This is a genomic window from Streptomyces sp. NPDC059787, assembly GCF_042732315.1.
Classification (GTDB): domain Bacteria; phylum Actinomycetota; class Actinomycetes; order Streptomycetales; family Streptomycetaceae; genus Streptomyces; species Streptomyces atrovirens.
Genome location: NZ_JBHWHX010000005.1, coordinates 187,571 through 214,134, shown reverse-complemented (window position 1 = coordinate 214,134; position 26,564 = coordinate 187,571). Strand labels below are relative to the sequence as shown.

At 73.3% G+C, this 26,564-nt stretch carries 23 protein-coding genes and 1 pseudogene; 7 read left to right on the top strand and 17 right to left on the bottom strand.

Annotated features, from left to right (window positions below; translation table 11 throughout):
- Nucleotides 1-361: 361 nt before the first annotated feature.
- From pheT to infC, 7 genes are all read right to left on the bottom strand, one after another.
- Nucleotides 362-2,929, bottom strand: a complete 2,568-nt coding sequence (gene pheT / locus ACFV5H_RS07175; protein ID WP_385193251.1) for a phenylalanine--tRNA ligase subunit beta — start codon at nucleotides 2,927-2,929, stop codon at nucleotides 362-364.
- Complete coding sequence (gene pheS / locus ACFV5H_RS07170; RefSeq protein WP_385193249.1) at nucleotides 2,929-4,050, bottom strand: phenylalanine--tRNA ligase subunit alpha; 1,122 nt, start codon at nucleotides 4,048-4,050, stop codon at nucleotides 2,929-2,931. The genes pheT and pheS overlap by 1 nt, the downstream gene beginning before the upstream one ends.
- A 153-nt stretch (nucleotides 4,051-4,203) precedes the next feature.
- Nucleotides 4,204-5,340, bottom strand: a complete 1,137-nt coding sequence (locus ACFV5H_RS07165) for an ATP-binding protein (RefSeq protein WP_385058672.1) — start codon at nucleotides 5,338-5,340, stop codon at nucleotides 4,204-4,206.
- Nucleotides 5,341-5,433: 93 nt separating this feature from the next.
- Nucleotides 5,434-6,294, bottom strand: a complete 861-nt coding sequence (locus tag ACFV5H_RS07160; protein ID WP_385058674.1) for a TrmH family RNA methyltransferase — start codon at nucleotides 6,292-6,294, stop codon at nucleotides 5,434-5,436.
- Nucleotides 6,295-6,573: 279 nt separating this feature from the next.
- Nucleotides 6,574-6,957, bottom strand: a complete 384-nt coding sequence (rplT, locus tag ACFV5H_RS07155) for a 50S ribosomal protein L20 (protein WP_004933571.1) — start codon at nucleotides 6,955-6,957, stop codon at nucleotides 6,574-6,576.
- A gap of 97 nt (nucleotides 6,958-7,054) precedes the next feature.
- Nucleotides 7,055-7,249: a 50S ribosomal protein L35 gene (rpmI, locus tag ACFV5H_RS07150; protein WP_004933563.1), complete on the bottom strand. Its 195-nt coding sequence runs from the start codon at nucleotides 7,247-7,249 to the stop codon at nucleotides 7,055-7,057.
- Between the two features lie 110 nt (nucleotides 7,250-7,359).
- Nucleotides 7,360-8,001 (bottom strand): translation initiation factor IF-3, encoded by a 642-nt coding sequence (gene infC, locus ACFV5H_RS07145; RefSeq protein ID WP_078662092.1) that lies wholly within the window; start codon nucleotides 7,999-8,001, stop codon nucleotides 7,360-7,362.
- 394 nt (nucleotides 8,002-8,395) lie between these two features.
- Between infC and ACFV5H_RS07140 the strand changes: the two genes are divergently transcribed.
- On the top strand, nucleotides 8,396-8,773 hold the full coding sequence (locus ACFV5H_RS07140; protein ID WP_385058675.1) for a DUF1844 domain-containing protein: 378 nt from the start codon (nucleotides 8,396-8,398) through the stop codon (nucleotides 8,771-8,773).
- Between the two features lie 4 nt (nucleotides 8,774-8,777).
- Here ACFV5H_RS07140 and ACFV5H_RS07135 read toward each other — a convergent pair whose 3' ends face one another.
- A complete protein-coding gene (locus ACFV5H_RS07135; RefSeq protein WP_385058677.1) occupies nucleotides 8,778-9,509 on the bottom strand; it encodes an SseB family protein in 732 nt (243 codons plus the stop codon).
- 117 nt (nucleotides 9,510-9,626) lie between these two features.
- On the opposite strand from ACFV5H_RS07135, the gene ACFV5H_RS07130 reads away from it, so the two are divergent.
- Nucleotides 9,627-10,616 (top strand): serine hydrolase, encoded by a 990-nt coding sequence (locus ACFV5H_RS07130; protein WP_385193247.1) that lies wholly within the window; start codon nucleotides 9,627-9,629, stop codon nucleotides 10,614-10,616.
- Here ACFV5H_RS07130 and mycP read toward each other — a convergent pair.
- Both mycP and ACFV5H_RS07120 read right to left on the bottom strand, forming a co-directional pair.
- Nucleotides 10,601-11,785 (bottom strand): type VII secretion-associated serine protease mycosin, encoded by a 1,185-nt coding sequence (mycP, locus tag ACFV5H_RS07125; protein WP_385058681.1) that lies wholly within the window; start codon nucleotides 11,783-11,785, stop codon nucleotides 10,601-10,603. The genes ACFV5H_RS07130 and mycP overlap by 16 nt on opposite strands.
- Nucleotides 11,782-12,594, bottom strand: coding sequence for a hypothetical protein (locus tag ACFV5H_RS07120; protein ID WP_385193305.1), 813 nt, complete (start codon nucleotides 12,592-12,594; stop codon nucleotides 11,782-11,784). The genes mycP and ACFV5H_RS07120 overlap by 4 nt, the downstream gene beginning before the upstream one ends.
- Nucleotides 12,595-13,809: 1,215 nt before the next feature.
- On the opposite strand from ACFV5H_RS07120, the gene ACFV5H_RS07115 reads away from it, so the two are divergent.
- Complete coding sequence (locus ACFV5H_RS07115; RefSeq protein ID WP_385053666.1) at nucleotides 13,810-15,012, top strand: amino acid deaminase/aldolase; 1,203 nt, start codon at nucleotides 13,810-13,812, stop codon at nucleotides 15,010-15,012.
- Between the two features lie 4 nt (nucleotides 15,013-15,016).
- On the opposite strand, the gene ACFV5H_RS07110 is transcribed toward ACFV5H_RS07115, so the two are convergent.
- Genes ACFV5H_RS07110 through ACFV5H_RS07095 form a run of 4 tightly spaced genes read right to left on the bottom strand, consistent with a single transcriptional unit; the run spans nucleotide 15,017 to nucleotide 19,474 of the window.
- Nucleotides 15,017-15,904: a DUF2510 domain-containing protein gene (locus ACFV5H_RS07110; protein ID WP_385193302.1), complete on the bottom strand. Its 888-nt coding sequence runs from the start codon at nucleotides 15,902-15,904 to the stop codon at nucleotides 15,017-15,019.
- A gap of 28 nt (nucleotides 15,905-15,932) precedes the next feature.
- A complete protein-coding gene (locus tag ACFV5H_RS07105) occupies nucleotides 15,933-16,715 on the bottom strand; it encodes a 3-oxoacyl-ACP reductase (RefSeq protein WP_385053663.1) in 783 nt (260 codons plus the stop codon).
- Nucleotides 16,716-16,721: 6 nt separating this feature from the next.
- Nucleotides 16,722-18,095 (bottom strand): aldehyde dehydrogenase family protein, encoded by a 1,374-nt coding sequence (locus ACFV5H_RS07100; RefSeq protein WP_385193245.1) that lies wholly within the window; start codon nucleotides 18,093-18,095, stop codon nucleotides 16,722-16,724.
- An 8-nt stretch (nucleotides 18,096-18,103) separates the two neighbouring features.
- Entirely contained in the window at nucleotides 18,104-19,474 is a 1,371-nt protein-coding gene (locus ACFV5H_RS07095; RefSeq protein ID WP_385053656.1) for a glutamine synthetase family protein, read from the bottom strand.
- A 106-nt stretch (nucleotides 19,475-19,580) separates the two neighbouring features.
- Between ACFV5H_RS07095 and ACFV5H_RS07090 the strand changes: the two genes are divergently transcribed.
- The 3 genes and pseudogenes from ACFV5H_RS07090 to ACFV5H_RS07080 form a co-directional block, all read left to right on the top strand.
- On the top strand, nucleotides 19,581-20,315 hold the full coding sequence (locus ACFV5H_RS07090; RefSeq protein ID WP_385053653.1) for a FadR/GntR family transcriptional regulator: 735 nt from the start codon (nucleotides 19,581-19,583) through the stop codon (nucleotides 20,313-20,315).
- Nucleotides 20,316-20,454: 139 nt separating this feature from the next.
- On the top strand, nucleotides 20,455-21,900 hold the full coding sequence (gene eat / locus ACFV5H_RS07085) for an ethanolamine permease (protein WP_385193243.1): 1,446 nt from the start codon (nucleotides 20,455-20,457) through the stop codon (nucleotides 21,898-21,900).
- Nucleotides 21,901-21,921: 21 nt separating this feature from the next.
- Nucleotides 21,922-22,599, top strand: a pseudogene (locus ACFV5H_RS07080) (gamma-glutamyl-gamma-aminobutyrate hydrolase family protein); the annotation flags it as partial.
- 213 nt (nucleotides 22,600-22,812) lie between these two features.
- On the opposite strand, the gene ACFV5H_RS07075 reads toward ACFV5H_RS07080, so the two are convergent.
- On the bottom strand, nucleotides 22,813-23,754 hold the full coding sequence (locus ACFV5H_RS07075; RefSeq protein WP_385053644.1) for a LysR family transcriptional regulator: 942 nt from the start codon (nucleotides 23,752-23,754) through the stop codon (nucleotides 22,813-22,815).
- Between the two features lie 70 nt (nucleotides 23,755-23,824).
- Here ACFV5H_RS07075 and ACFV5H_RS07070 point away from each other — a divergent pair, with 70 nt between their 5' ends.
- Nucleotides 23,825-25,000 carry a TDT family transporter gene (locus tag ACFV5H_RS07070; RefSeq protein WP_385053641.1) on the top strand — a complete coding sequence of 392 codons (1,176 nt, stop codon included), beginning with the start codon at nucleotides 23,825-23,827 and terminating at the stop codon, nucleotides 24,998-25,000.
- Here the strand turns inward: ACFV5H_RS07070 and ACFV5H_RS07065 are convergent.
- Together ACFV5H_RS07065 and ACFV5H_RS07060 are read right to left on the bottom strand one after the other, a co-directional pair.
- Nucleotides 24,927-25,655 (bottom strand): helical backbone metal receptor, encoded by a 729-nt coding sequence (locus ACFV5H_RS07065; RefSeq protein ID WP_385053639.1) that lies wholly within the window; start codon nucleotides 25,653-25,655, stop codon nucleotides 24,927-24,929. The two genes, ACFV5H_RS07070 and ACFV5H_RS07065, sit on opposite strands and share 74 nt — an antisense overlap.
- Nucleotides 25,652-26,221: a helix-turn-helix domain-containing protein gene (locus ACFV5H_RS07060; RefSeq protein ID WP_385053636.1), complete on the bottom strand. Its 570-nt coding sequence runs from the start codon at nucleotides 26,219-26,221 to the stop codon at nucleotides 25,652-25,654. The genes ACFV5H_RS07065 and ACFV5H_RS07060 overlap by 4 nt, the downstream gene beginning before the upstream one ends.
- Nucleotides 26,222-26,564: the final 343 nt, after the last annotated feature.

Here is a 26,564-nt window from a genome sequence, read left to right as displayed (position 1 = left end):
GTTTTCCCCCCGCGTTTTTCCCCCTGTTTTGGGGTGCTGGGGGTGGCGGGGGGTGTGTGGGGGGGGGGGGTTCGTTTGTGCGGCCCCCCCCCCACCCCCCGTTCCGGCGGTTATCGGCCCCGTGGGCCGGCCTTTGTGCGGTTGCCCGGGTGGGCGGCTGTCCTTTGTGCTGTTGTCCGTGCGGGCGGCTGTGGGGCTTTTGTGTTTTCGCCCCCGCCGCCCCTTCCCGTCCCGTCCCTGGGGGCTGCGCCCCCAGACCCCCTTGTCCTCAAACGCCGGACGGGCTGATTGTGCTGGACGGGCCGGGAGTGGCGGACGGGCCGGGAGTGGCGGGCGGGGCGGGAGTGGCGGACGGGTTGGATCAGCCCCTCAGGACCGCTCCGGTGCGGTCGCCCGCCAGGGTGACTGCCGATTCCCGGGCCGCTGAGGCCTCGTCGACGGTCAGGGTGCGGTCGGTCGCTCGGAAGCGGAGTGCGTAGGCCAGGGACTTGCGGCCCTCGCCGAGCTGCTCGGCGTTCTCGTACACGTCGAACAGGCGGATGGACTCCAGCAGTTCACCGGCGCCCTCGCGCAGTGCCGCCTCGACGTCCGAGGCGGGCACGAACGCGTCGACGACCAGCGCGACGTCCTGCGTGGCGACCGGGAAGGTGGAGATGCCCGGCGCCTGCGGGGTGTCGTCGCCGACCTGCTCCAGGGCGTCCAGGTCCAGCTCCATCGCGCAGCTGCGCGCGGGTAGGCCCAGGGTCTTCAGGACGCGCGGGTGCAGCTCGCCGGCGTGGCCGATGATCCGGTCCTCGCCGTCGACGGTGACGGTCAGCTCGGCGCAGCGGCCCGGGTGCCAGGGACCGTACTGGCCCTTGCGGACACCCAGTTCGGCGCCGGCCTCACGGGCGACGGTCCGGGCGGCCTCGACCGCGTCGGCCCAGTCGGCCGCACGGCCCTTGCCCCACCAGCCGGCCTGCTCGCGGGCGCCGGTCAGCACGACGGCGACGTGCCGCGGCTGGTCGGGCAGCGCGGCGTCCAGCGCGGCGATGTCGGCCTCGCTGGGGCGCCGGTCGACGGGCAGGTTCGCGGCGGCCCGCTGCTCCTCGCGCGGCTGGAAGACCAGGCCGGTCTCGAACAGCGCGAGGTCGTGCGAGCCCCGGCCGTCGTTGCGGCGCAGCGCGCCGAGCAGGCCCGGCAGCAGCGAGGTCCGCAGCGCGGGTTCCTCGTCGCTGAGCGGGTTGACCAGCTTGACGACGCGGCGGGCCGGGTCGTCGGTCTCCAGGCCGAGCTGGTCGAAGACCTGCTCGCTGACGAACGGGTAGTTCAGCGCCTCGACGTAACCGGCCCCGGCCAGGGCGCGGCCGATCCGGCGGTGCAGGCGCTGGCGGGCGGTCAGGCCGCGGCCGGCCGGCGGCTTGGGCAGCGTGGAGGGCAGGTTCTCGTAGCCCTCCAGCCGGATGACCTCTTCGGCCAGGTCGTTGGCGTCGGTGAGGTCGGGCCGCCAGGACGGCACGGTGACGATCAGCTCGTCCTTCCCGCCCGTCGCCCGACCACCACCCCCCAACGACGCGTTCCACGCGGCAGAACTTCCATACACGTCGCAGCCGACCTCCTGGAGGCGGCGTACGACGGTCTCCCGGCCGTACGTCACACCCGCGACCTTGTCCGGGTGGTCGGCCGGGGCGGTGATGGTGTGCGGCGCGCTCGGGGCGATGACCTCGGTGACACCGGCCTCGGCGGTGCCGCCCGCGAGCAGCACCAGCAGGTCGACGGTGCGCTGCGCGGCAGCGGCGGCGGCCTGCGGGTCGACGCCGCGCTCGAAGCGGCGGGACGCCTCGGAGGACAGCTTGTGGCGGCGGGCGGTGCGCGCGATGGACACCTGGTCGAAGTGGGCGGCCTCGATCACCACGTCACCGGTCGACTTCTCGAGGTCGTCGTGGTCGGCGATCTCCGTGTCGGCGCCGCCCATGACACCCGCGAGGCCGATCGGGCCGCGGTCGTCGGTGATGACGAGGTCCTCGGCGTGCAGCTTCCGCTCGACACCGTCGAGGGTGACGATCCTCTCGCCCTCCTCGGCCCGGCGTACGCCGATGGTGCCCTGGACCAGGGAGCGGTCGTAGGCGTGCAGCGGCTGGCCGAGCTCCATCATCACGTAGTTGGTGACGTCGACGGCGAGCGAGATCGGGCGCATGCCGACCTTCTGCAGGCGGCGCTTCAGCCAGATCGGGGAGCGAGCCTCGGGGCTGAGGCCGGTCACCGTGCGGGCGGTGAAGCGGTCGCAGCCGGCCGGGTCGGAGACCTTCACCGGGTAGCCGAAGGCGTTCGGGCCGGGCACGTCGAGCAGGGCCGGGTCGCGCAGCGGCAGGCCGTAGGCGATGGCGGTCTCGCGGGCGACGCCACGGATGGACAGGCAGTCGCCGCGGTTGGCGGTGACGGCGATGTCCAGGACCTCGTCGACCAGTTCGAGGAGCTCGATGGCGTCCTTGCCGACCTCGGTCTCCGGCGGCAGCACGATGATGCCGTGCGTGCCGTCGTCGCCCATGCCCAGTTCGTCGCTGGAGCAGATCATGCCGTGGGAGGTCTTGCCGTAGGTCTTGCGGGCGGAGATCGAGAAGCCGCCCGGCAGGGTGGCGCCGGGGAGGACGACGACGACCTTGTCGCCGACGGCGAAGTTGCGGGCGCCGCAGACGATCTCCTGGGGCTCGCCGGTGCCGTTGGCCTGCCCCACGTCGACCGTGCAGAAGCGGATCGGCTTCTTGAAGCCCTCCAGCTCCTCGATGGTCAGCACCTGGCCGACGACGAGGGGGCCCTTGAGGTCGGCGCCGAGGTGCTCGACGGTCTCGACCTCGAGACCGGCCGAAATGAGCTTGGCCTGTACGTCACGGCCGGTCTCCGTCGCCGGCAGGTCGACGTACTCCCGCAGCCAAGAAAGCGGGATCCGCATCAGATCTCCATCCCGAACGGCCGGGTGAACCGGACGTCACCCTCGACCATGTCTCGCATGTCCTCGACGTTGTGGCGGAACATCAGCATCCGCTCGATGCCGAACCCGAAGGCGAAGCCGCTGTACTTCTCCGGGTCGACGCCGCAGGCGGTGAGCACCCGCGGGTTGACCATGCCGCAGCCGCCCAGCTCGATCCAGCCCTCGGACGAGCAGGTGCGGCAGGGGCGGTCGGGGTTGCCGACGGACGCGCCCTTGCAGACGTAGCAGAGCATGTCCATCTCGGCGCTCGGCTCGGTGAAGGGGAAGAAGTTCGGCCGCAGCCGGGTCTTCATCTCCGCGCCGAACAGCGACTGGACCATGTGGTCCAGGGTGCCCTTGAGGTCCGCCATGGTCAGGCCCTCGTCCACGGCGAGCAGCTCGACCTGGTGGAAGACGGGGGTGTGCGTGGCGTCCAGCTCGTCGGTGCGGTACACGCGGCCGGGGCAGATCACGTAGACCGGCAGCTCGCGGTCGAGCAGGGAGCGGATCTGCACGGGCGAGGTGTGGGTGCGCAGCACGACACCGGACTCGGTGCCGCCCTGGGGGCCTTCGACGAAGAAGGTGTCGGCCTCGCCGCGGGCCGGGTGGTCCGGGCCGATGTTGAGGGCGTCGAAGTTGAACCACTCGGCCTCGACCTGGGGGCCCTCGGCGACCTCGTAGCCCATGGCCACGAAGATGTCCTCGATGCGCTCCGACAGCGTGGTGAGCGGGTGGCGGGCGCCGGCCGGGACGCGGTCGTAGGGCAGTGTGACGTCCACGGCCTCCTCGACCAGGACGCGCGCGTCGCGGTCGGCCTCGAGTTCGGCCTGGCGGGCGGCGAGCCCCTTGTTCACGGCACCGCGCGCCTGACCGACGCGCTTGCCGGCGTCGGCCTTGGCGTGCGGCGGCAGGGCGCCGATCTCGCGGTTGGCCAGCGACAGCGGGGAGGTGCCGCCGGTGTGGGCGACCTTGGCCTCCTGGAGCGCGTCGAGCGAGTCCGCGGCGGCGAAGGCGGCGAGCGCCTCGTCCCGCATGCGCTCGATCTCTTCCGGTTTCAACGCCTCGACCTCTACAGGGTCGTACGACTTATTCGGTGCCGACATCTCTTCCCGTGCTTCCGATTGGGCTGGCTGATGGTCCCCGTACGACTCGTGCTCGTGGACGGTGCGTCACGGTTTTCGGGACACAAAGGTGCCAAAGGCCGAGTCTAACGGTGCGGGGGTGAACGAATGCGCCCGTGGGGCCCGGCCCGGATCTCAGGTGAGATACGCGGGTGCCGCCACGGGCAACGTAAATCGGAACTGTGCGCCGCCGCCGGGGGCGCGTCCGACCGTGATGGTGCCGCCGTGGGCCTCGACGATGCCCTTGACGATGTACAGCCCGAGGCCCGTCCCGCCACGCTTGCTGCCCCGCCAGAAGCGGGTGAAGACGCGGTTCATGGACTCCTCCGGAATGCCGGGCCCCTCGTCGCTCACCGTGACCGACGTGCCGGTGTCCTCCCGTTCGCGGGGGGACGCCGAGGGCGTGATGTCGATCGTGACGGTTCCCTCGCCGTGCCGCACCGCATTTTCCAGCAGGTTGCTGAGCACCTGGTCGACCTTGTCGGGGTCGGCCCACAGGTCGGGCAGCGGGTGCTGCACGCGGAGCAGGAAGCGGTCGGCCTGCTGTCCGGCGGCGACGTAGGCCTGGATGTGCCGTCCGACGGCGGCCCCGATGTCGACGGGCTGGCGGCGCACCTCCAGGCGCCCGGAGTCGATGCGGGATATGTCGAGCAGTTCGGCGATGAGCCGGGTGACCCGGTCGGCGTCGGCGTCGACGGTCTCCAGCATCAGCCGTTTCTGGTCGTCGGTGAACCGCTCCCACTTGGCGAGCAGGGTGGCGGTGAAGCCCTTGACGGAAGTGAGCGGGGAGCGCAGTTCGTGGGCGACGGTGGCGATCAGCTCGGCGTGGCTGCGCTCGGTGCGGCGCCGGGCCTCGGTGTCGCGCAGGGTGACGACGACGCGGCGGACGGGGCCGGTGGGTGCGGTGCGGACGTAGCGGGCGGAGACGAGGACTTCCCGGCCGCCGGGGAGCAGCAGGTTGCGTTCGGGCTGGCGGACGCGGATGGCGAGGCCGCCGTAGGGGTCGGTGAGCTGCCACCAGCGGCGGCTCTCCAGGTCCTCTAACGGCAGGGCGGTCTCCAGCGGCTGCCCGAGGGCCTGCTCGGCGGGGACGGACGTGATGCGGACGGCCGCCGCGTTGAAGCAGATCACCCGTCCGTGCTCGTCGGCGACGACGAGTCCGTCGGGCAGTTGGTCGGGGTCGATGCCGAGTTCGGCGAGATCACCGGGCCGGGGCGCGGGCGGGCGTGCCGCCCGCCGTGCGCCCGGTGCGCTGCTCGTGCCGACGCTCATCCCCGTACCCCACCTCTCGGAACGTCCTCGGGGCGCCCCGTGCTCGAGCCCTTGCCGAGAGCTTGGGGGAGGGTCCCCGGGCTGGTCACCCTACTAGTTCCCGGTGACGGAGCGGCACCCTCCGGCGGCGCGCTGTGCACGTGCCGACGCGTAGAGACATACGGCGGCGGCGGTGGCGAGGTTCAGGCTCTCCGCCTTTCCGTGGATGGGGACGCGGACGACGGCGTCGGTGAGGGCGCGGGTCTCCTCGGGCAGGCCCCAGGCCTCGTTGCCGAAGACCCAGGCGGTGGGGCCGCCCATGGTGCCCTTGTCGAGCTCGTCGTCGAGGTCCCGGTCCCCCGCGCCGTCGGCGGCGAGCAGCCGCACGCCCGCGCCCCGCAGTCCGCTCACGGCCTGTTCGACGGGGACGCCGACGGCGACGGGCAGGTGGAACAGGGAGCCGACGGAGGCGCGTACGGCCTTGGGGTTGTACAGGTCGACGGAGGCGTCGGTGAGGACGACGGCCTCGGCTCCGGCGGCGTCGGCACAGCGCAGCACGGTGCCGGCGTTCCCGGGGTCGCGTACGTGGGCGAGGACGGCGACGAGCCTGGGCCGGGCGGCGAGGATCTCCTCGAACGGCGTGTCCAGGAACCGGCACACCCCGACGAGCCCCTGCGGGGTGACGGTGGTGGAGACGTCGGCGATGACGTCCTCGGAGGCGAGGTGGATCCGTGCGCCCGCGTCGCGGGCCGCCCCGACGATGTCGGCGTACCGCTCGGCGGCCTCGACGGTGGCGAACAACTCGACGAGCGTGCCGGTGCCGCCGCCCCGGTGCACCGCTGCCTCCCGCACGGCCTGCGGCCCCTCGGCGAGGAACAGCCGCTCCTTCCCCCGGAAGTTCCGCTTACCGAGCCGCCGGGCGGCGGCGACGCGGTGGGAACGGGGGGAGATCAGCTCGGGGCTGACGGGAGCCATCTTCTTCACCTTCAGGGACTCGCAACGTGCGGCGTTTCTTGGGACTGCGGCAACAGTGTCGTCCCCCGGCGTCGGCGTGGTGCGGCCGGCGTGGAAGCGAGCGTCGCCGCAACTCCTGGGGGCGCGGGGCTGTGTCGACATGCGGCTCCGCCGCATGGGCGCGACCAGCCACGACGGACCCGCAGCCGGTCGACGACCGATGCCCCGGCAACAACAGGACCCGCAAGCAATGAAGCCTGCGGGTCCTACACTCACGTCCGGCTCAAGGCCAGCGCGGCGTCACGCGGCCTTGGGCGCGTTCACGTCCGCCGGCAGCGCCTTCTGCGCGACCTCGACCAGCGCCGCGAAGGCGGTCGCGTCGTTGACGGCCAGCTCCGCGAGGATCTTGCGGTCGACCTCGACGTTCGCGGCCTTCAGGCCCTGGATGAAGCGGTTGTACGTGATGCCGTTGGCGCGGGCAGCGGCGTTGATGCGCTGGATCCACAGCTGGCGGAAGTCACCCTTGCGCTTCTTGCGGTCGTTGTAGTTGTAGACCAGCGAGTGGGTGACCTGCTCCTTGGCCTTGCGGTACAGGCGCGAGCGCTGACCGCGGTAGCCGGAGGCCTGCTCGAGGATCGCCCGGCGCTTCTTGTGGGCGTTGACTGCCCGCTTGACGCGTGCCACTTGTTAACTCCTTGTAGCGGGGCCGTGGTTGTCCTCACACGGCCCGGTATCGATTGGGTCCCGGTCCTGCCGTACGGCGCTCAGTGGCGCCCGTACGTCACTTGCCGAGAAGCTTCTTGATCTTCGCGGCGTCGCCCGGGGCCATCTCGGCGTTGCCGGTGAGGCGACGCGTCACGCGGGACGACTTGTGCTCGAGCAGGTGGCGCTTGCCGGCGCGCTCACGGAGCACCTTGCCGGAGCCGGTGACCTTGAAGCGCTTGCTGGCACCGCTGTGCGACTTGTTCTTCGGCATAGCGCCGTTCTCTCCTCGTCGGTGGCGCTCCGGTGCCCGGTCATGAGAACCGGGCACGGTGGAGCGTCGTACTTGTTTCGGTTGCTTCCTGGGGCTCACGCCCCCGGGAGTCACGCCTCGGCAGGCTCCTCGGCCGGCTGGGCCTCGGCGTCCGCGGCGTTCTGCGACTTGCCGGGGTTGGCCTTCGCCTCCGCCTTGCGGGCTTCCTGCGCCTGGCGAGCCTCGGCCATCGCCTCGGTCTTCTTCTTGTGCGGACCGAGAACCATGATCATGTTGCGGCCGTCCTGCTTCGGGTTCGACTCCACGAACCCGAGGTCGGCCACGTCCTCCGCGAGACGCTGCAGCAGTCGGTAGCCGAGCTCCGGCCGGGACTGCTCGCGACCACGGAACATGATCGTGATCTTGACCTTGTCGCCCTGCTTGAGGAACCGGACGACGTGACCCTTCTTGGTGTCATAGTCGTGCGGGTCGATCTTCGGCCGGAGCTTCATCTCCTTGATGACCGTGTGCGCCTGGTTCTTGCGCGCCTCACGGGCCTTCATGGCCGACTCGTACTTGAACTTCCCGTAGTCCATGAGCTTGCACACGGGCGGACGGGCGTTCGCCGCGACCTCGACGAGGTCGAGGTCGTACTCCTGCGCAAGCTCCAGGGCCTTGGCAAGCGGGACAATCCCGACCTGCTCGCCGCTGGGACCGACAAGTCGCACCTCGGGAACGCGAATCCGGTCGTTGATGCGGGGCTCGGCGCTGATGGATCCTCCTCGGTAGCACCACGCGACGGTCTGGCGGACAGCCGCGTAACGTCTGTATGCGTAAGACCTAACCGCGCCGAAGCAGAAAAAATGCCCCGGACGATCACAGGCGGGGCTCCTCGAACTACCGGAGCACCGCCACGGGGACCGCGGGGCGCACTTTCGGGCGGATCGCCGCCTCGGGACGGGACCGCCTGACCGGTGACCCGCCGCCCTGAGGGCGGCCAGGTGGGAGTTCGAAGCCTCCACTTGTGGGCCGGGCTCGCAGGCCGTGAGGCATACGGGTCCGACCGGTCGTTACACAAGGTTAGCAGCTCCGGAAGGCGTGCGCTAACCACGTGTCCCATGCCTCCTGCTGTCAAGGGGACACGCGTCTGCGCCTATCGTGTGGGGCATGAGTGACACCTCCCCCTCGGACACCCCCGAGACCCCCGGCAACCCCGACTTCGACGCCATGGCCCGCGACATCGCGGAGGTCCCGGCGGTCGAGGTGATCGTGACGGTCGCCGTCAACCTGATGAGCGCCGCCGCCGTGAAGCTCGGTCTGACCGAGGAGGGCGACAAGTTCAAGGACCTGGACGAGGCCCGCAAACTGGTGCACGCGCTGGCCGGTCTGCTGGACGCCTCCGCGACGGAGATCAGCTCGTTCCACGCGGCGCCGCTGCGCGACGGTCTGAAGTCGCTCCAGCTGGCGTTCCGCGAGGCCTCCCTGGTCCCGGACGAGACCGGCCAGGGCCCGGGTGAGAAGTACACCGGGCCGCTCTACGGCTAGGTCGTCAGGGACGTACGTACAGGGGCTCGCCCGGGGGCGTGGTTCCGGCCGGCAGGACTGCCAGGTCGAGGCCGCGCACCAGGCGGGCCCTCAGTGTCTCGTCGGCGGCCAGCCGCTGGGCCACGGCGCGGGCCGCCTCGGCGGCGGGCGCGGCGGGATCGAGGACGAGGGCGAGGGTGCCGTCGGCCTGTCCCGGCCCGAGGTGGGCGCGCAGCACGGCGGGCTCCGCGGCGACGGCGGCCCGTACGGCCTCGAGGACGGCCGGGTCGGCGAGCGGGGCGGTGCTGGTGCGGCCCTCGGCGAGGGCGAGCAGCGTGGGGCCGGTCAGCTCGAAGGGCACGGGCCCGGCCAGGTCCAGGACGACCGTGTCCGCCTTCTCGTGCGCGGCGGCCTGCAGGGCCTGGTGCAGCGGTACGGCGACGGGGCGGGCCGCCGGGTCCCAGCGGGCGAGCGACTCGGTGGACGTGAAGGCGGGCAGGGCGGTGCGCCCGCCGGCCTTCAGGGTCGGTACGGCCATGTCGCTGGTCTTCTCGCGGCGCAGCCCGTTCTCGTCCTCCTCGACCTCACCGAGGACGGCCACGACGGGGACGAGCAGCCGGGCACCCTTGAGGGCCTCCAGGACGGGGCCGACGGCGTTGCCGTCCTCGGCCCAGGCGGCGAGCGCGGCGCTCAGCCGGGGGTCGGCGGTGCCGTCGTCGTCGCGGAACGGGGAGTCGGGAATGTTCTTGTTCGCCACGGTCACCGACCCTATCGGGGGGTGGACGGTGTTCCTCACCGGCCTCTCACCGAGATCTGAGCCGGCTCTCAGCTCCGTCCAACGGTCCGCACAGCCACCGCCCCGACCATCGCGGCCATGGACTCCTCCAGCAGACCGCGGCGGCGCCGTCGTGCCCGCCGGTCCCGGCGCCGTGCCCTGCTCTCCCTCGCCCTCTCCCTGGCCGCCGTCGGGGGCGGTACGGCGGCGGGGGCGATGTACATGACCTCCTGGGCGCACCCGCGGACGGCGGAAACCGTATCCTCGTCGGCCTCGCGGGCGACCGAAGGGGAGGAAGCGGCGGTGGAGAGCGTGACGGAGGCGGCGGCGGTGGACCGGGACGCGCTGCTGGCGGCGGCCATGGGGTCGGTGGACGTGGCGGAGGGCGCCGAGGTGTCGGTGGCGGTGCTCGACCCGGACTCCGGGGAGAGCGCCTCGTACGGAGGGGGCGCCTTCGACACGGCGAGCATCGTCAAGGTCGACATCCTGGCGGCGCTGCTGCTCCAGGCGCAGGACGCGGGGCGGACGCTGACCGCCGAGGAGAAGACGTACGCCGCCGCCATGATCGAGAACAGTGACAACGACTCCACGTCGGCGCTGTGGCGGGCGATCGGGACGGCGGACGGGCTCGACGCCGCGAACGAGCGGTTCGGGCTGACGGGGACGGCGGGCGGGGACGGCCCGCTGTGGGGGCTGACGCAGACCACGGCCGCCGACCAGCTCGCGCTGCTGCGGCAGGTGTTCGACGCGGAGGGCTCGGAGCTGGGCGAGGCCTCGCGGGCGTATGTGCGGGAGCTGATGGAGCGGATCGCCGTGGGGCAGCGGTGGGGGGTGTCGGCGGCGGCCGACGGTGCGGAATGGGCGTTGAAGAACGGCTGGCTGCGGCGGAGCACCACCGGGCTGTGGGTGATCAACAGCATCGGGCGGGTGACGGCGGGCGGTCACGGCTGTCTGGTGGCGGTGCTGTCGCGGGGCAGCGCCACCCAGGAGGAGGGGATCGCGCTGACCGAGGCGGCGGCGCGGGCCGCGGTGTCCGTGTTCGCCGGGGACACCTCGGGTGCGGCGGCGGAGGATCAGCCTTCGTCGTAGCGGATGCGGCGGCCGCGCCACAGGACCACCGCGGCGACCAGCAGCACACCGCCCGCGCCGCCCGCCAGGGGGGCCGCCCGGTCGGCGGTGCCGTCGTCGGAGCCGGCGGTGTCCGGGCCGGGGCCGAAGTACTTGTCGCCGTACGCCGCCGACTTCAGGCCCTCCGGCTCCGTCCGGGACGCGGCCTCGATCGCGGCGGCCGGGTCGATGAAGCCGAAGCCGCGGGAGTCGTCGCGGCCGTCGGCGGGGGCGTTGCGGGCGGTGTCCTCCAGGAGGCGCTTGATCTGGGCCGGGGCCAGGTCCGGGTGGGCCGCCCTGACCAGGGCGACGGCGCCGGAGACGAACGCGGCGGCGGCGCTGGTGCCCCAGCCCTCGTAGTACTTGTGGTCGGGGTCGGCGATGATCACGTCGACGCCGGGGGCGCTGACCGTGGCGTACCAGCGGCGGGTGGAGAACGGGGCGCGGGTGCCGTAGCGGTCGACGGCGGTGGCGGCGATGACGCCCGGGTAGGCGGCCGGGTAGGAGACGTGGTCGCCCTTCTCGCCGCCGTTCCCGGCGGAGGCGACGACGGTCACGCCCTTGCGCAGGGCGTACTGGATGGCCTGGTCCTCGCCGGGTTCGGGGTGCGCGGAGGCGGAGTCGTCGCCGAGGGAGAGGTTGATGACGTCGGCGCCGTTGTCGGCGGCCCAGCGGATGCCCTCGGCGAGGGCGTTGCCGCGGGTCTTGCGGGCCTTGGCGCGGGAGTCGTCGCCGTCCTCCAGGATCACGCGGACGGGGAGGATCTTCGCCTCGGGGGCGATGCCCATGACGCCGTCGGCGTTGCCGGGGCCGTGTCCGTGGCCGGCGATGATGCCGGCCATGGCGGTGCCGTGGCGGGCCCAGGCGCGGTCGCCCTCTCCCGCGCCGAAGCCGACGAGGTCCTTGCCGGTGAGGACGTTGCCGTCGAGGTCGGGGTGGTCGGCCTCGACGCCGGTGTCCAGGACGGCGACGGTGACGCCCGCGCCCTTCGTGGTCCGCCACACCTCCTCGGTGTGCATGGCCTCCAGGGACCACTGCCGGGCGCGGATGCCGTCGGCGTGCGCGGTGGTGGCGGGGACGAGCACGAGGGCGGTGGCGAGGAGGCCGCCGAGTGCCGCCGCGGCGGGGCGCCGGCCGGTGACGGGGCTCATGACGGCTGCTCCGTGACGGTGCCGGCCTTCTTGCGCAGGCCGCGTTCGACGCGGTCGGCGAGGCCCTGGGCCTCGTGGCCGAGGCCTGCCTGGGCGGGGGCGGTGGTGGCTCCGGACTGCATGGCGTCCTCGGCGGGTTGGGGGGTGTCGACGGTGCGGCCGTCGGCCCAGCCGGAGACGGCGTAGACGACGACGGGGGCGTCCGTGAGGACGGAGACCGTCCAGGTGGCGCGCTGTCCGGCGCCGAAGCCTGCGGCGGCGGTGCCCTTCGCGGCGTACGGCAGGGGCATGAGGTCGGTACGGCGGTCCAGGCGTTCTCTGTCGAAGCGGCGGGCGAGGGAGGTCATGGCGGCGGCGTCGGCCTCGGTGAACAGCAGGCCGACGGTGGTGACATGGCTCTGGGTGGCGTCGGTGTAGGTGGCGCGCAGCAGGCGCTCGCAGCCGACGGGGGCGAGGACCTTGCGGAGCAGGGCGTCGAAGGCGTCCTTGCAGCCGCTGTCGGGGGCCACGGCGATACGGGTCCAGGTCCGGTCGGCGCCGCCGGGGCCCGCGCCCTCGCCCTGGAGGGTGGGCGGGAACAACTGGTCGACCGGGACGCTGTGCCACATGTCCTGGGCGGCGGCGAAGCCGTTCCGGGCGCCCGGCCCGTCGGAGTCCCCGGCGAGCCAGCTTCCGGTGACGGCACCGCCGATGAGTCCCGTCCCGAGGACGAGACAGGCGGCGGCCGCGACGGCCTGCGACCGCCCCCGCCGCCCGAGCGGCCGGGGCCGCGCGCCCTCGTCGTACCCCTCGGGCTCCCCGAACGACACGACGGGCCGCCCCGCTCCGGGCGTACCGCCCGGTGCCATGGGGGCACTCCAGGAGAGCGCGGGATCGGGCCCGCCCGCCGGTCCCGCACCGGTCGCCCCGTACGCCGGGTCCGCCCCGGAACGGCCCGCACCGCCGGCGCCGGACGCGGGGTTCACTCCGGGGCGACGCTCTTGACCGGCGCCCGGCCGCGCATCCGGGGCCGGACCGCCGGTACCCGGGCGCGTGTCGGACGCCGGGGCCGTGCCCGGTCGTGCGGGCTGCACGGCGCGCAGGCGGGTGGTGGTCTCCGACGGGGTTTCGGGAGGGGTCGCCGTGCCGCGTGCGGTGGGCTGCGGCGGTACGGAGGGTGAGCCGCCCGGGGACCGCGCCCCCCGGCCTGCGGTCGGCGGCGTGTCGGGGAAACGGGCGGAGGCACGCGGAGGCGGGGGCGCGACGGGGCCCGTACCGGCGGACGCACCGTCACCGAAGCCCGGAGAACGCGGCGGACCGACGCCCCCGGCCGACGGACGCGCGGTTTCACGGGGCCCGAACGCACCGGATCCGCCGGAGGTACGCCCACGAGGCCCAGCCATGCCATCGGCCTCCGCACGAGCGGAGCCCTCCGCCGACGGACGCGCGGGCTCGCGGGGGTCGAAGGGGCCGGAGCCACCCGAGGTACGCCCACGAGGCCCAGCCATGCCATCGGCCTCCGCACGAACGGGACCCCCCGCCGACGGACACGCCGGTTCACGGGCCTCGAACGCACCGGAACCACCCGAGGTACGCCCACGAGGCCCAGCCATGCCATCGGCCTCCGCACGAACGGGACCCCCCGCCGACGGGCGCGCGGGCTCGCGGGGGTCGAAGGGGCCGGAGCCGCCCGAGGTGCCGCCTCGGGGGGTGGCGGGGTTCTCCGGTTGCTCCGTCGTCCTCGGGGGGTGTGCGGGACGTGGGGGGACGGTGGGGCGTGGTGGGTGGGAGGCGCGGCGCGCTTCCGTGCTCATGCACCCCCCCGTTTCGTCGTGCCCGCCCGGCACGGACTCGTCCCGGGTAGAGATACCCGCACGGACGACGCGTCATCCCGGTCCGGACCTCTGGCCGGCGCCGCTCCGCCGTCGTGCGTGCGCGTCACTCTACGGCGTGGTCCGCGTCGAGCGGGAACCAGTCCGCAGGGCCGCGGCATCTGCCCGGAACATCCCCTACCGTGCGGTAATCCCGTCTGGCAGGCTGCGCTCATGACTGCGCGCGCCGCCGACCGGGCCCGTTACGACCGGGCCACCGCCCTTCTCGACGCCCCCTTCGCGATCGTGGACCTGGATGCCTTCGACGCCAACGCGGACGATCTGGTCCGCAGGGCGGGCGGGAAGCCGGTCCGGGTCGCGAGCAAGTCCGTACGCTGCCGTGCGCTGCTCGAACGGGTCCTGGCCCGGGACGGTTTCGCGGGCGTCATGTCGTTCACGCTCGCCGAGTCCCTGTGGCTGGCCCGTTCCGGTTTCGACGACGTCCTGCTGGCCTACCCCTCCGCCGACCGCGCCCGCTACGCCGAGCTCGCCGCCGATCCCAAGCTCGCCGCCGCCGTCACGGTCATGGTCGACGATCCGGCGCAGCTCGACCTGATCGACGCCTCGCGCGGGGGCGGCGGCGAAGTGGTGCGCGTGTGCCTGGAGTTGGACACGTCCCTGAAGCTGTTCGGCGGGCGGGTACGGATCGGCGCCCGGCGTTCCCCCCTGCACTCCCCCGCCCAGGTCGCCGAGTTCGCGCGCGCGGTGGCCCGGCGCCCCGGCTTCGAGGTCGTCGGGATCATGGCGTACGAGGGTCATGTGGCCGGTGTCGGCGACGCGGTGGCCGGGCGGCCGCTGCGGTCGCGGGCGGTACGGCTGATGCAGGCCGCCGCGCGCCGTGAACTCGCCGAGCGGCGGGCCGCGGTGGTGCGGGCGGTGCGGGAGGTCGTACCGGATCTGGAGTTCGTCAACGGCGGCGGCACGGGCAGTGTGCAGCACACCGCCGTGGAGGACGCGGTCACCGAGATCGCGGCCGGTTCGGGGCTGTACGTGCCTCGGCTGTTCGACAACTACACGTCGTTCAGCGGACGTCCGTCGGCCCTGTTCGCCCTGCCCGTCGTACGGCGGCCCGGTGTCGGCGTGGTGACGGTGCTGGGCGGGGGTTATCCGGCGTCGGGCGCGGCCGGCGCGGACCGGCTGCCGGTGCCGTGTCTGCCGGAGGGGCTGCGGTACGACCCGCAGGAGGGGCCGGGCGAGGTGCAGACGCCGCTGCTGGGCTCGCCCGCCGACGATCTGCTGATCGGCGACAAGGTGTGGTTCCGGCACGCCAAGGCGGGCGAGCTGTGCGAACGGTTCGACGCGCTGCACCTGGTGGAGGGCGACGCGGTGACGGCGACCGTGCCGACGTACCGCGGTGAGGGCCACACGTTCCTGTAGCGGCTCAGTCGGCCGGGCCGATGCTGCTGCCGACGCCGCCGCCGGAGGCCGTGTCGGTGACCGAGCGGATGCCCTCGGTGATGCGGTCCATGTCGGCCGGGGGCGGGCCGTCCTCCCCCGCCTCGAAGACGTACCGGACGAGGACCGGCGAGCCGGTGCCGACGCTGGAGGGGAACACCAGTGACTGCACATAGCCGCCGGGCCCCTCGGCGGTGGTGACGCGCCACCGCACGAGGTAGCCGGCCCGGCCCGCCACCGCGACCGGGCCGGACTTCACGACCTCGTGGGCCTCCAGGCCGCCGTAGGGGCGTTGGCCGAGGGTGTCCTTGTCGAAGGCCGCGTCGGCCGCGTCGGGGATGTCCTCCTCGGCGAGCGCCCGGGGCGAGGTCTCGTCGTTCTCGGTGACGGTGCGGGAGATGACGAGGCCGTGCCGGCAGAGGCTGCCGTCGCCGGGGCAGTCGTGGGTGCCGTCGGTGGTCATGACGACGTCGTCCTGGGTCACGTTCTCGGGCCGGACCCAGCCGTCGAGGAGCGGGAAGGTGATCCCGTTGAGCTGGTCCTCGACGACGTCCGGGTCCCCGGCGGACGACTCGGACTCGGACGGCGACGGGGGCCCGGGGACGGACGTGGTGGACGTCGGACCGGTGCGCGTCTCCGGGTCGCCGTCGTCCCCGCCGAGGAGCACCGCGCCGGTGACGACCGCCGCGGCCAGCACGGCCCCGGCGGTGGTGAGCGCGACCGCCTTCGTGCGGCCGGTGCCGCCGGCGGACGGGGCCGGCGGCACGGCGGGAGCGCCGGGCGTGCGCCGGTGCTCGGTCCAGGCCGTGCCGTCCCACCAGCGTTCCAGGTGCGGCGCGTGCGGGTCGCGGTACCAGCCGGGCGGGGGCGTCATGCTCATCCGGGCACTGTAACGAGGAGCGCTACAGCGGTGTGACGTATGCGCCCGAGATCCCGCCGTCCACCAGGAAGTCGGTGGCGTTGACGAAGGAGGAGTCGTCGCTGGCCAGGAAGGCGACGGCGGCGGCGATCTCGTCGGCCTCGGCGAACCGGCCGAGCGGGATGTGCACCAGGCGGCGGGCGGCGCGCTCGGGGTCCTTGGCGAACAGTTCCCGGAGGAGCGGGGTGTTGACCGGGCCGGGGCACAGGGCGTTGACGCGGATGCCCTCGCGGGCGAACTGCACGCCGAGTTCCCGGGACATGGCGAGGACGCCGCCCTTGGAGGCGGTGTACGAGATCTGCGAGGTCGCGGCGCCCATCCGGGCCACGAAGGAGGCGGTGTTGATGATGGAGCCCTTGCCCTGGCGCCGCATGTAGGGGATGGCCGCCTTGCAGCACAGGTAGACGGAGGTGAGGTTGACCTCCTGGACGCGCTTCCAGGCTTCCAGCCCCGTCTCCAGGATGGAGTCGTCGTCGGGCGGGGAGATACCGGCGTTGTTGAACGCGATGTCGACGCTGCCGTAGGTGTCGTACGCGGTCCTGAACAGCGCCTCGACCTGCTCGGGGTCGGTGACGTCGACGTCGACGAAGATGCCTCCGGTCTCCTCGGCGGCGGCCTTGCCGCGTGTCTCGTCCACGTCCCCGCAGACGACGTGCGCGCCCTCGGAGGCGAGCCGGCGGGCGGTGGCGAGGCCGATGCCGCTGCCGGCTCCGGTGACGACGGCGGTGCGGCCGACCAGTCGGCGGCAGATGTTCTCTTCGCTCATGTGCCCTCAGGCCTCCGTGCTGATGAAGACGTTCTTGGTTTCGGTGAAGGCGGCCAGCGCGTCCGGGCCGAGCTCGCGGCCGACGCCGGACTGCTTGAACCCGCCGAAGGGGGTCCAGTAGCGGACGCTGGAGTGGGAGTTGACGGACAGGTTGCCCGCGCGCACCGCCTGGGAGACGCGCAGGGCGCGGCCGACGTCCCGCGTCCAGAGGGAGCCCGAGAGGCCGTAGTCGGTGGCGTTGGCCAGGCGTACGGCGTCGGCCTCGTCGTCGAAGGGGAGGACGACGGCGACGGGGCCGAACACCTCCTCGACGGCCACGCGGGACCGCGGGTCGACGCCGGTGAGGACGGTGGGCGGGAACCAGTAGCCGGGGCCCTCGGGGGCCTTGCCGCGGATGCCGTCGAGGTCGTCGGTGACGTAGGAGCGGACGCGGGCGAGCTGGGTGGCGGAGATCAACGGGCCCATGTCCACGTTCTCGTCCGCCGGGTCGCCCACCCGGACCGCCTCGATCGCCGGGCCGAGCAGCTCCAGGAACCGGTCGTACGCGGAGCGCTCGACCAGGATGCGGGTGCGGGCGCAGCAGTCCTGTCCCGCGTTGTCGAGGAAGGACATGGGGGCGGCGGTCGCGGCGGCCTCCAGGTCGGCGTCGGCGAAGACGATGTTGGGGCTCTTGCCGCCGAGTTCGAGGGTGACGCGCTTGAGGCGGTCCGCGCCCTTGGCCCACACCCGCTTGCCCACGGCGGTCGACCCGGTGAACACGATCTTGGCGACGCCGGGGTGTTCGACGAGGGCGTTCCCGGCGACGGGGCCGTGTCCGGGGAGCACCTGGAACAGGCCCTCGGGCAGGCCCGCCTCCAGGGCCAGCCCGGCGAGGCGCAGGGCGGTGAGGGGGGTGGTCTCGGCGGGTTTGAGGAGCACCGCGTTGCCGGCGGCGAGGGCGGGTGCGGTGCCCCAGGCCGCGATGGGCATGGGGAAGTTCCAGGGGGCGATGACGCCGACGACACCGAGCGGTTCGAGGAAGGTGACGTTCACGCCGCCGGGGACCGGGATCTGGCGGCCGGTGAGGCGTTCCACTCCCCCGGCGGCGTAGTCGAGCAGGTCGCGGACGTTGCCGGCCTCCCAGCGGGCGTTGCCGAGGGTGTGGCCGGCCTCGCGGACCTCCAGGCGGGCCAGTTCCCCGATGTGCTCGTCGACCGTGGCGGCGAACCGGCGCAGCAGCCGGGCCCGGTCACCGGGCGCGAGGGCGGCCCATGCGGTCTGCGCGCGTGCGGCGCGTACGACGGCGGCGTCGACGTCGGCGGGAGTCGCGGCCGGGACGGTGGCGATCACCTCCTCGGTCGCGGGGTTGCGGACCTGGAGTTCGGGGGGCTGGTCGGACAAGGCGGGCCTCACATGCGTTCGAAGGAGCGGCGCAGCTCCCAGTCGGTGACCGCGGCGTCGAAGGCGTCGGTCTCGACGCGCGCCATGTTGCGGTAGTGCGCGACGACCTCGTCGCCGAAGGCCGCCTTGGCGATCGCGCTGTTCTCCCACAGCTCGGCGGCCTCGCGCAGGGTGGTGGGGACGTGCTCGAAGTCGGCGGTGTAGGCGTTGCCGGAGCAGGGCTCGGGCAGCTGAAGCTTCTGCTCGATGCCGTACAGCCCGGCCGCGACCATGCCGGCCACGGCGAGGTGCGGGTTGACGTCGCCGCCGGGCAGCCGGTTCTCGAAGCGCAGGGAGCGGCCGTGGCCGACCACGCGCAGGGCGCAGGTGCGGTTGTCGCGGCCCCAGGCGACGGCGGTCGGGGCGAAGGAGCCCGGCTGGAACCGCTTGTAGGAGTTGATGTGCGGGGCGTAGAGCAGGGAGAACTCGCGGAGCGCGGCGAGCTGCCCGGCGAGGAAGTGGCGCATGACCTCGGACATGGCGTCCGGTTCCTCGGCGGAGTCCGGCATGGCGCTGTCGCCGGCCGCGTCCGCGAGGGAGAGGTGGATGTGGCAGGAGTTGCCCTCGCGCTCGTTGTACTTGGCCATGAAGGTGATCGAGACGCCCTCCTGGGCGGCGATCTCCTTGGCGCCGGTCTTGTAGACCGCGTGCTGGTCGCAGGTGACCAGGGCCTCGTCGTAGCGGAAGGCGATCTCGTGCTGGCCGGGGTTGCACTCGCCCTTGGCGGACTCGACGGTGAGTCCGGCGCCGGCCATCTCGTTGCGGATGCGGCGCAGCAGGGGCTCGATGCGGCCGGTGCCGAGCACCGAGTAGTCGACGTTGTACCGGTTGGCGGGGGTGAGCCCGCGGTAGCCGGCGTCCCAGGCCTGTTCGTAGGTGTCCTTGAAGACGATGAACTCCAGCTCGGTGCCGACCTGGGCGGTGTGGCCGAGGGCGGCGAGGCGGTCCAGCTGGCGGCGCAGTATCTGCCGGGGGGCGGCGACGACCGGGGAGCCGTCGGCCCAGGCGAGGTCGGCGACGACCAGGGCGGTGCCCTCGTTCCAGGGCACCCGGCGCAGGGTGTCGAGGTCGGGGTACATGGCGAAGTCGCCGTAGCCGGTCTCCCAGGAGGACATGGCGTAGCCGTCGACGGTGTTCATGTCGGCGTCGACGGCGAGCAGGTAGTTGCAGCCCTCGGTGCCGTGTCCGAGCACCTCGTCGAGGAAGAAGCGCGCGGCGAACCGCTTGCCCTGGAGCCGCCCCTGCATGTCGGGGAAGGCCAGGACGACGGTGTCGATCTCACCGCCGGCGACGAGGGTGTGCAGTTCCTCGACGGTGAGCGGGGGTGTGCGGTCTGCCACGGGAGAGCCTCCTCGGCTTCTTCGGGCTTCTTCCGACCTTCTTCGGTCGAGCCGGGAGCCTTAAGGTATTGGCGGGAACCATTGCTTGGGAAGGGGGCACGGCCGGATGCCGGAAGATGCGGTCGGCGCGGTCGGGGACCGCCTGGCGCCGGTGCTGCGGCAGGTCCGCGCGGGCAACGGCTTCGAGGAGGCGCTGGAGCAGATCCTCCAGGTGGTGCGGCTGGGTCTGGTGGCGGGCGGGGAGCGGCTGCCGGCCGAGCGGGAGCTGGCGGAGCGGCTGGGGATCAGCCGGGTGACGCTGCGCGAGGTGCTGAAGGTGCTCCAGGACCAAGGGCTCGTGGAGTCACGGCGCGGCCGGTACGGCGGGACGTTCGTGCTGCCCCGCCCGACGGACACCGGCGAGGAGGAGCTGCGGCGGCGGATCGCCGAGGTCGACATCGAGGACGTGCTGCGCTTCCGGGAGGTGCTGGAGGTGGGCGCGGCGGGGCTGTGCGCGGCGCACGGCCTGACGGAGGAGCAGGCGGCACGGCTGCGCGAGGCGCTGTCCGGCACGCAGGAGGCGCCACTGGGTGACTACCGGCGCCTCGACACGCTGTTCCACCTCACCCTGGCGGAGCTGTGCGGCTCACCGACGCTGACCGCGCAGTACGCGGCGGTACGGGCGACGGTGAACGACCTGCTGGACTGCATCCCGCTGCTGGTGCGCAACCTGGAGCACTCGCAGCGGCAGCACGCGGCACTGGTCGAGGCGGTGCTGGAGGGGGACGCGGACGGGGCGAGGGAGATGACGCGCGAGCACTGCGCGGGGACGGCGGCGCTGCTGCGGGGGTTCCTGGCGTGAGGCGATCCGGATGGTTTACCGCGGCTTAACGCACGGGTCTTGCGCTCACGCCGTTCACGCCAGGAAGGTATGGGCCGACAAAGGTCCGGATCCGCTCCATTACCCGTTGCTCGCCACCGCCCCCCTGCGGAGTCGCCCCGTGAGCCTTCCATCCGCGTCCCGTGAACCCGCCGGTGAGCCGGACGACTACCTCGAACGCAGGAAACTGCGCCGCGGCAGCGCCGGCTGGCTGCTGCTGACCGGCCTCGGCGTCGCCTACGTCGTGTCCGGCGACTACTCGGGCTGGAACTTCGGCCTGGCCGAGGGCGGCTTCGGCGGCCTGGCCATCGCCATGGTGCTGATGGGCGCCATGTACACCTGCATGGTCTTCGCCCTGGCCGAGCTGTCGTCGATCCTGCCCACGGCCGGCGGCGGCTACGGCTTCGCCCGCCGGGCGCTCGGACCGTGGGGCGGCTTCCTCACCGGCACCGCGATCCTCATCGAGTACGTCCTCGCGCCCGCCGCGATCTCCATCTTCATCGGCGACTACGTCGAGTCGCTGGGCCTGTTCGGCCTGGAGTCCGGCTGGCCGGTGTACCTGGCCTGCTTCATCGTCTTCATCGGCATCCACCTGTGGGGTGTGGGCGAGGCGCTGCGCTTCAGCTTCGTCGTCACGGGCATCGCGGTGGCGGCGCTGGTGGTGTTCGCGCTGGGGGCGCTGCCCGGGTTCGACGCCTCCTCGCTGGACGACATCCCGGTGGACTCCTCGGCGTTCGGCGCGAACTCCTGGCTGCCGATGGGGCTGCTGGGCATCTGGGCGGCGTTCCCGTTCGGCATGTGGTTCTTCCTGGGTGTGGAGGGCGTACCGCTGGCCGCCGAGGAGACCAGGGAACCGGCCCGTACGCTGCCGAGGGCGATCCGCTGGTCCATGGGCATCCTGGTGGTGCTGGCCGTGGTGACCTTCTTCGCGGCGGCCGGGGCGCGCGGCTCGGCGGCGGTCCAGGACGCGGGCAACCCGCTGGTGGAGGCGCTCCAGCCGGACGGCGAGGCGACGACGCTGAGCCGGATCGTGAACTACGCGGGCCTCGCGGGACTGGTCGCGTCGTTCTTCTCGCTGATCTACGCCGGTTCGCGCCAGCTGTTCGCGCTGTCCCGCGCGGGCTACCTGCCGAAGTTCCTCTCCCTCACCAGCAGCCGCAGGGCGCCCTACCTCGGTCTGCTGGTGCCGGGCGCGATCGGCTTCGCGCTGGCCGCCGGGACGGGCAACGGCGCGCGCATGCTGAACATCGCCGTCTTCGGCGCGACGATCTCGTACGCGCTGATGTCCCTCTCCCACATCGTGCTGCGCCGCCGGGAGCCGGACCTGCCACGGCCGTACCGCACGCCGGGCGGGGTGCTCACCTCGTCGGTGGCGCTGGTGCTGGCCTGCGCGGCGCTGGTGGCGACGTTCCTGGTGGACGTGACGGCGGCGTTCATCGCGCTGGCGGTCTACATCGTGGCCGTGGCGTACTTCGGTCTCTACAGCCGCAAGCACCTGGTGGCGAAGGCGCCGGAGGAGGAATTCGCGGCGCTGGCGGCGGCCGAGGCGGAGTTGTCACGGGACTGAGGTGCGGGAAAGGTGATCGGCATGACAGCCAGGCCACTCATCGGCATCAGCACGTACGCGGAGTCCGGTGTGCGCTGGGGAGTGTGGCGGCTGGACGCCGCGCTGCTGCCGGCCGGCTATCCGCGGCTGGTGCGGCGGGCGGGCGGACTGGCCGTAATGCTCCCGCCAGACGCGCCGGAGCACGCGGCGGCGACCGTGGCCCGGCTCGACGGCCTGGTCGTCGCGGGCGGCCCGGACGTGGAACCCGTCCGCTACGGCGCCGAGCCCGACCCGCGCACGGGACCGCCCGCCCGGACGCGGGACGCCTGGGAACTCGCCCTGATCGAGGCGGCCCTGGACCGCCGGATCCCGCTGCTGGGCATCTGCCGGGGCATGCAGCTCCTGAACGTCGCCCTGGGCGGCACCCTGGTCCAGCACATCGACGGCCACGCCGAGGTGCCGGGCACCTTCGGCCACCACCCGGTCAAGCCGGTCCCCGGCACGCTCTACGCCGGCATCGCCCCGGAACAGACCTCCGTCCCCGCCTACCACCACCAGTCGGTGGACCGCCTGGGCACCGGCCTGATCCCGTCGGCCTACGCGGAGGACGGCACGGTGGAGGCGATCGAGCTGCCCACCCGGGAGTGGGTTCTGGGCGTCCAGTGGCACCCGGAGATGGGTGAGGACGTACGCGTCATGCGCGCACTGACCACCGCCGCCTCCGCACTCCGCGGGCAATCGTGCCTCCCCCAGTGCCTTAAGGGCCTGGGAGGTGCCCCCAGGGCGATGGGGGTCCCCCCGCTCGAGCGGAGCCGAGAGTGGGGGAGGGTGGGCGGTGGGGGTACCTCCCGCTCGAGCGGAGCCGAGAGTGGGGGAGGCACCCCGTAAGCGCCGGGCTGCGCGATCCGCCCCCGCCCAGCCCCCGCACCGGGCTCACCCCCGCGTCAGCGACAACAGATCCCGCGCCGGTCCGGTCGGCCGGTGCCCCGTGGGCCACACCGCACGCAGGTCCCGGGCGAGAGCAATCCCGTTCACAGGAACCCGCACCAGCCGCCGCATCGCCAGCTCCTCCCCCACCGCGAGCTCACTCAACACCGCCGGCCCGGCGCCGCCGACCGCCGCCGCCTTCACCGCAGTGGTCGAGGACAACTCGATCAGCGGCCGGGCCAACCCACCCAGCGCCGCGTCCAGAACCTGCCGCGTCCCCGACCCCTTCTCCCGCAGGATCAACGGCGTACTCGCCAACTCCTCCGCCGCGATCGGCCGCCGCCGCCGCGCCCACGCGTGCGACGGCGCCGCGACCACGATCAGCCGGTCATGGGCGATCACCGCGGAATCCAGCCCCGCCGGCACCGTGAGCCCCTCCACGAACCCCACGTCCGCCTCCCCCGACAGCAGCCGCTCCGCCACCGCCGCCGAGTTCCCGGCCAGCAGCGACACCGCCGTGTCCGGCCGGTCCGCGCGCAGCGCGAGCAGCCATCCCGGCAGCAGGTACTCGGCGATCGTCATGCTCGCCGCCACCCGCAGCCGTGAGTCCCTGCGGTCCCGCAGCGCCTGCGCGCCCGCGTCGAAGGCCTCCGCCGCCTCCACGATCCGCCGCGCCCAGTCGGTGACCAGCGCCCCCGCGTCGGTCAGCCGCGACCCGCGCGGCGAGCGGTCGACGAGCGCCACCCCGAGCTGCCGTTCCATCGACCGGATCCGGCTGCTGGCGGCGGGCTGGGTGATGCCCAGCTCCCGCGCCGCCCCACCCAGGCTGCCCAGCCGCGCCACCGCCAGCAGCAGCTCCAGCGCGCCGAGGTCCGGCACCCGGTGAGCCAGGGACCCCGGGCTCGCGGAGCGGTGCCCTGGATGGTCGTGGTCATCCGTTGTGCTCATAAGCCCAGCTTATGCCGCCATAGAGGGGTGCTCCCTGGTGGCGGTGGACCGCCGGCCCGACCGTATGACCATGGTCACCGCAATCCGGCCCCTGCCACCCCTCCCCCGTGCCACCGCACGGCCCCCGCGTGCCGCCGCCGTCCGTCACCTCGGACCCAACTGGTACGCCTGCGTGATGGGCACCGCCATCGTCGCCGGAGCGGGCGCCGCGCTCCCCGTGCTGCCCGCGCACGCGCCCGGCCTGCGCCCCGCGCTCACCGCCGTCTGGGCGTTGTCCCTCGCCCTCCTGACGGTCCTGCTCGCCGCCCGCGCCCTGCACTGGGCCCACCACCGCGACCGGGCCCGCGCCCACCTCCTCGACCCCGCCATGGCGCCCTTCTACGGCTGTCTCTCCATGGCCCTGCTGGCCGTCGGCGGCGGCGCCCTGTCCCTCGGGCGGGACTGGATCGGGCTGCGCGCGGCCGTCGTCCTCGACGCCGTGCTGTTCACCGCCGGTACGGCCGTCGGGCTGGCCGCCGCCGTGGCCGTCCCGTACCTCATGGCCGTACGCCACCGGGTGACGGCGCGGGAGGCGACGCCCGTCTGGCTGCTGCCGCTGGTCGCGCCCATGGTGTCCGCCGCGCTCGGGCCCCGTCTGGTGCCGTACCTCCCGGAGGGCCAGCCCCGCGCGACCCTGCTGTTCGCCTGCGTCGCGATGTTCGGGATCGGCCTCCTCGCCACCCTGATGACGCTGCCGCTGGTCTTCGGCCGCCTGATCACCCACGGTCCGCTGCCCCTCGTCCTCACCCCGTCGCTGTTCCTGGTGCTCGGACCGCTCGGCCAGTCCACGACCGCCGTCGGCGCCTTCGCGGACATCGCCCCGGGGGTCGTACCGGCGCCGTACGACGAGGGATTCGAGGTGCTCGCCGTCCTGTACGGGGTGCCCGTCACGGGGTTCGCGCTGCTGTGGCTCTGCCTCGCCGCCGCGCACGTCGTACGGGCGTGGCGGCGGGGCATGCGCTTCACGATGACGTGGTGGTCGTTCACGTTCCCGGTCGGCACCTGTGTCACCGGTGCCGGGGCCCTCGCCTCGTACACCGGGCTGCTCGTCTACGACGTACTGGCGCTCGCCCTGTACGCCCTGCTGGCCGGCGCCTGGACCACCGCCGCCTGGTGCACGGCGCGCGGGCTGTTCAGCGGCGCGCTGCCCGCAGGGCCCGCCCCAGCACCGCCGGCGCCCCGGTCAGCGACGGCCCGTACCAGGTGAGGTGCCGGCCGTCGACGAGGGCGCAGGTCAGGCCGGGGAAGGCCTCCGGGCCGTCGTCGGCGGTGAAGCGGTAGGGCTCGTCGGGGAGGACCACCACGTCGGGACCCGCCGCGCGCAGCGCCTCGAGCGGGACGCGCGGATAGCGCTCCGGGTGGCTCGCGTGGAGGTGGTCGACGCCGAGGCGGGAGAGCAGGTCGCCCGCGAAGGTGTCCCGGCCCAGCACCGTCCAGGGCCGCCGCCAGACGGGCACGACCGCCGTCCGGCGCTCCGCGGGCGCCGGCAGCGCCGCCCAGGCCGCCTCGGCCTCGTCCAGCCAGCGGGGGCGGGTCGGCACCCCGCACGCCGTGAGCACCCGGTCCAGTTCACGGAAGGCCTGAGGCAGCGTCCGTACCTCGGTCACCAGCACGTCGAGGCCCGCCGCGCGCAGGGCCGCCAGGTCGCTCTCGCGGTTCTCCTCCTCGTTGGCGATCACCAGATCGGGGCCGAGGGCGACGATCCGGTCGGTCTTCGGGTTCTTCGTGCCGCCGACGCGTACGACGTCCAGCCCGGCCGGGTGCGTGCACCAGTCGGTGGCGCCGGCCAGGGAGCCGGGGGCGGAGAGCGCCACGGCCTCCGTCAGCGACGGGACGAGGGAGACGACCCTGGCGGGGCTCATCGGCGGGGCTTGTCCCGCAGCGCCTCGATGTGCTCGGCGACGGCGACGACCAGCAGCCGTGTCTCCGGGACCGTGGCCCGCCAGCGGTGCCGTACGCCTCCGGTGAGGTACAGGGTGTCGCCGCGGCCGAGACGGTACGCGCGGCCCTCCGCCTCGATCTCCACCGCGCCGTCCGCCACGTACATCAACTGGTCGTTGCGGAACTGGAGTTCACGGCCGGCGTCATGGTCGCCGGTGAACTCGGAGGCATGCATCTGGTGGTGACCGCGCACCAGGGAGCGCACCCGCGGTTCGGCCCACGGCTCGGCGCCCTCGGCGCGGACGACGTCCACGCTGCACGCCGGGTCGGCGGCGGCGAGGAGCTCCACGGCGGTGGTGCGCAGGGCGTCGGCGACCTTCTCCAGGGAGGTCTGGCTGGGGCGCGCCCGCTCGTTCTCGATCTGGCTGAGGAACGGGACCGACAGGCCGCTGCGCTCGGCCACGACGGCGAGGGTGAGGTCCAGCGCGCGGCGTCGCCGCCGCACGGCCGCGCCCACCCGCAAGGGCTGTTCCTTGTGGTCGCCCATCGCTCCGGCTCCCTCCTCCGCCGATCGTCCCGCACCCCGTGCGCCGCGGACCCGGCGCACTCCTTCTCGTGAGTTGTCTGCACCCTACGCATGTTCGGCAAACCGTTTCAGGCGCCTGTCACGTCGCCGTCACACGTGACCGGCGCCGACCCGCCAGTTCACGCCAGCCGCCCCGCGGGCCCCTCGGTTCCCCCCGTGCGCGATAAGGGGTGTTCCCGCCATTGTTCCTCTCCCCCGGCGAAAGGTCACCAGGAGGTCCGGGGAGGACATAGCGCTGCGTGGTTGTCCGGATTCCTACCGTGTTCCCGCCCGGTTCCGGACATGCCCGAGGGGCGGGCCCGGC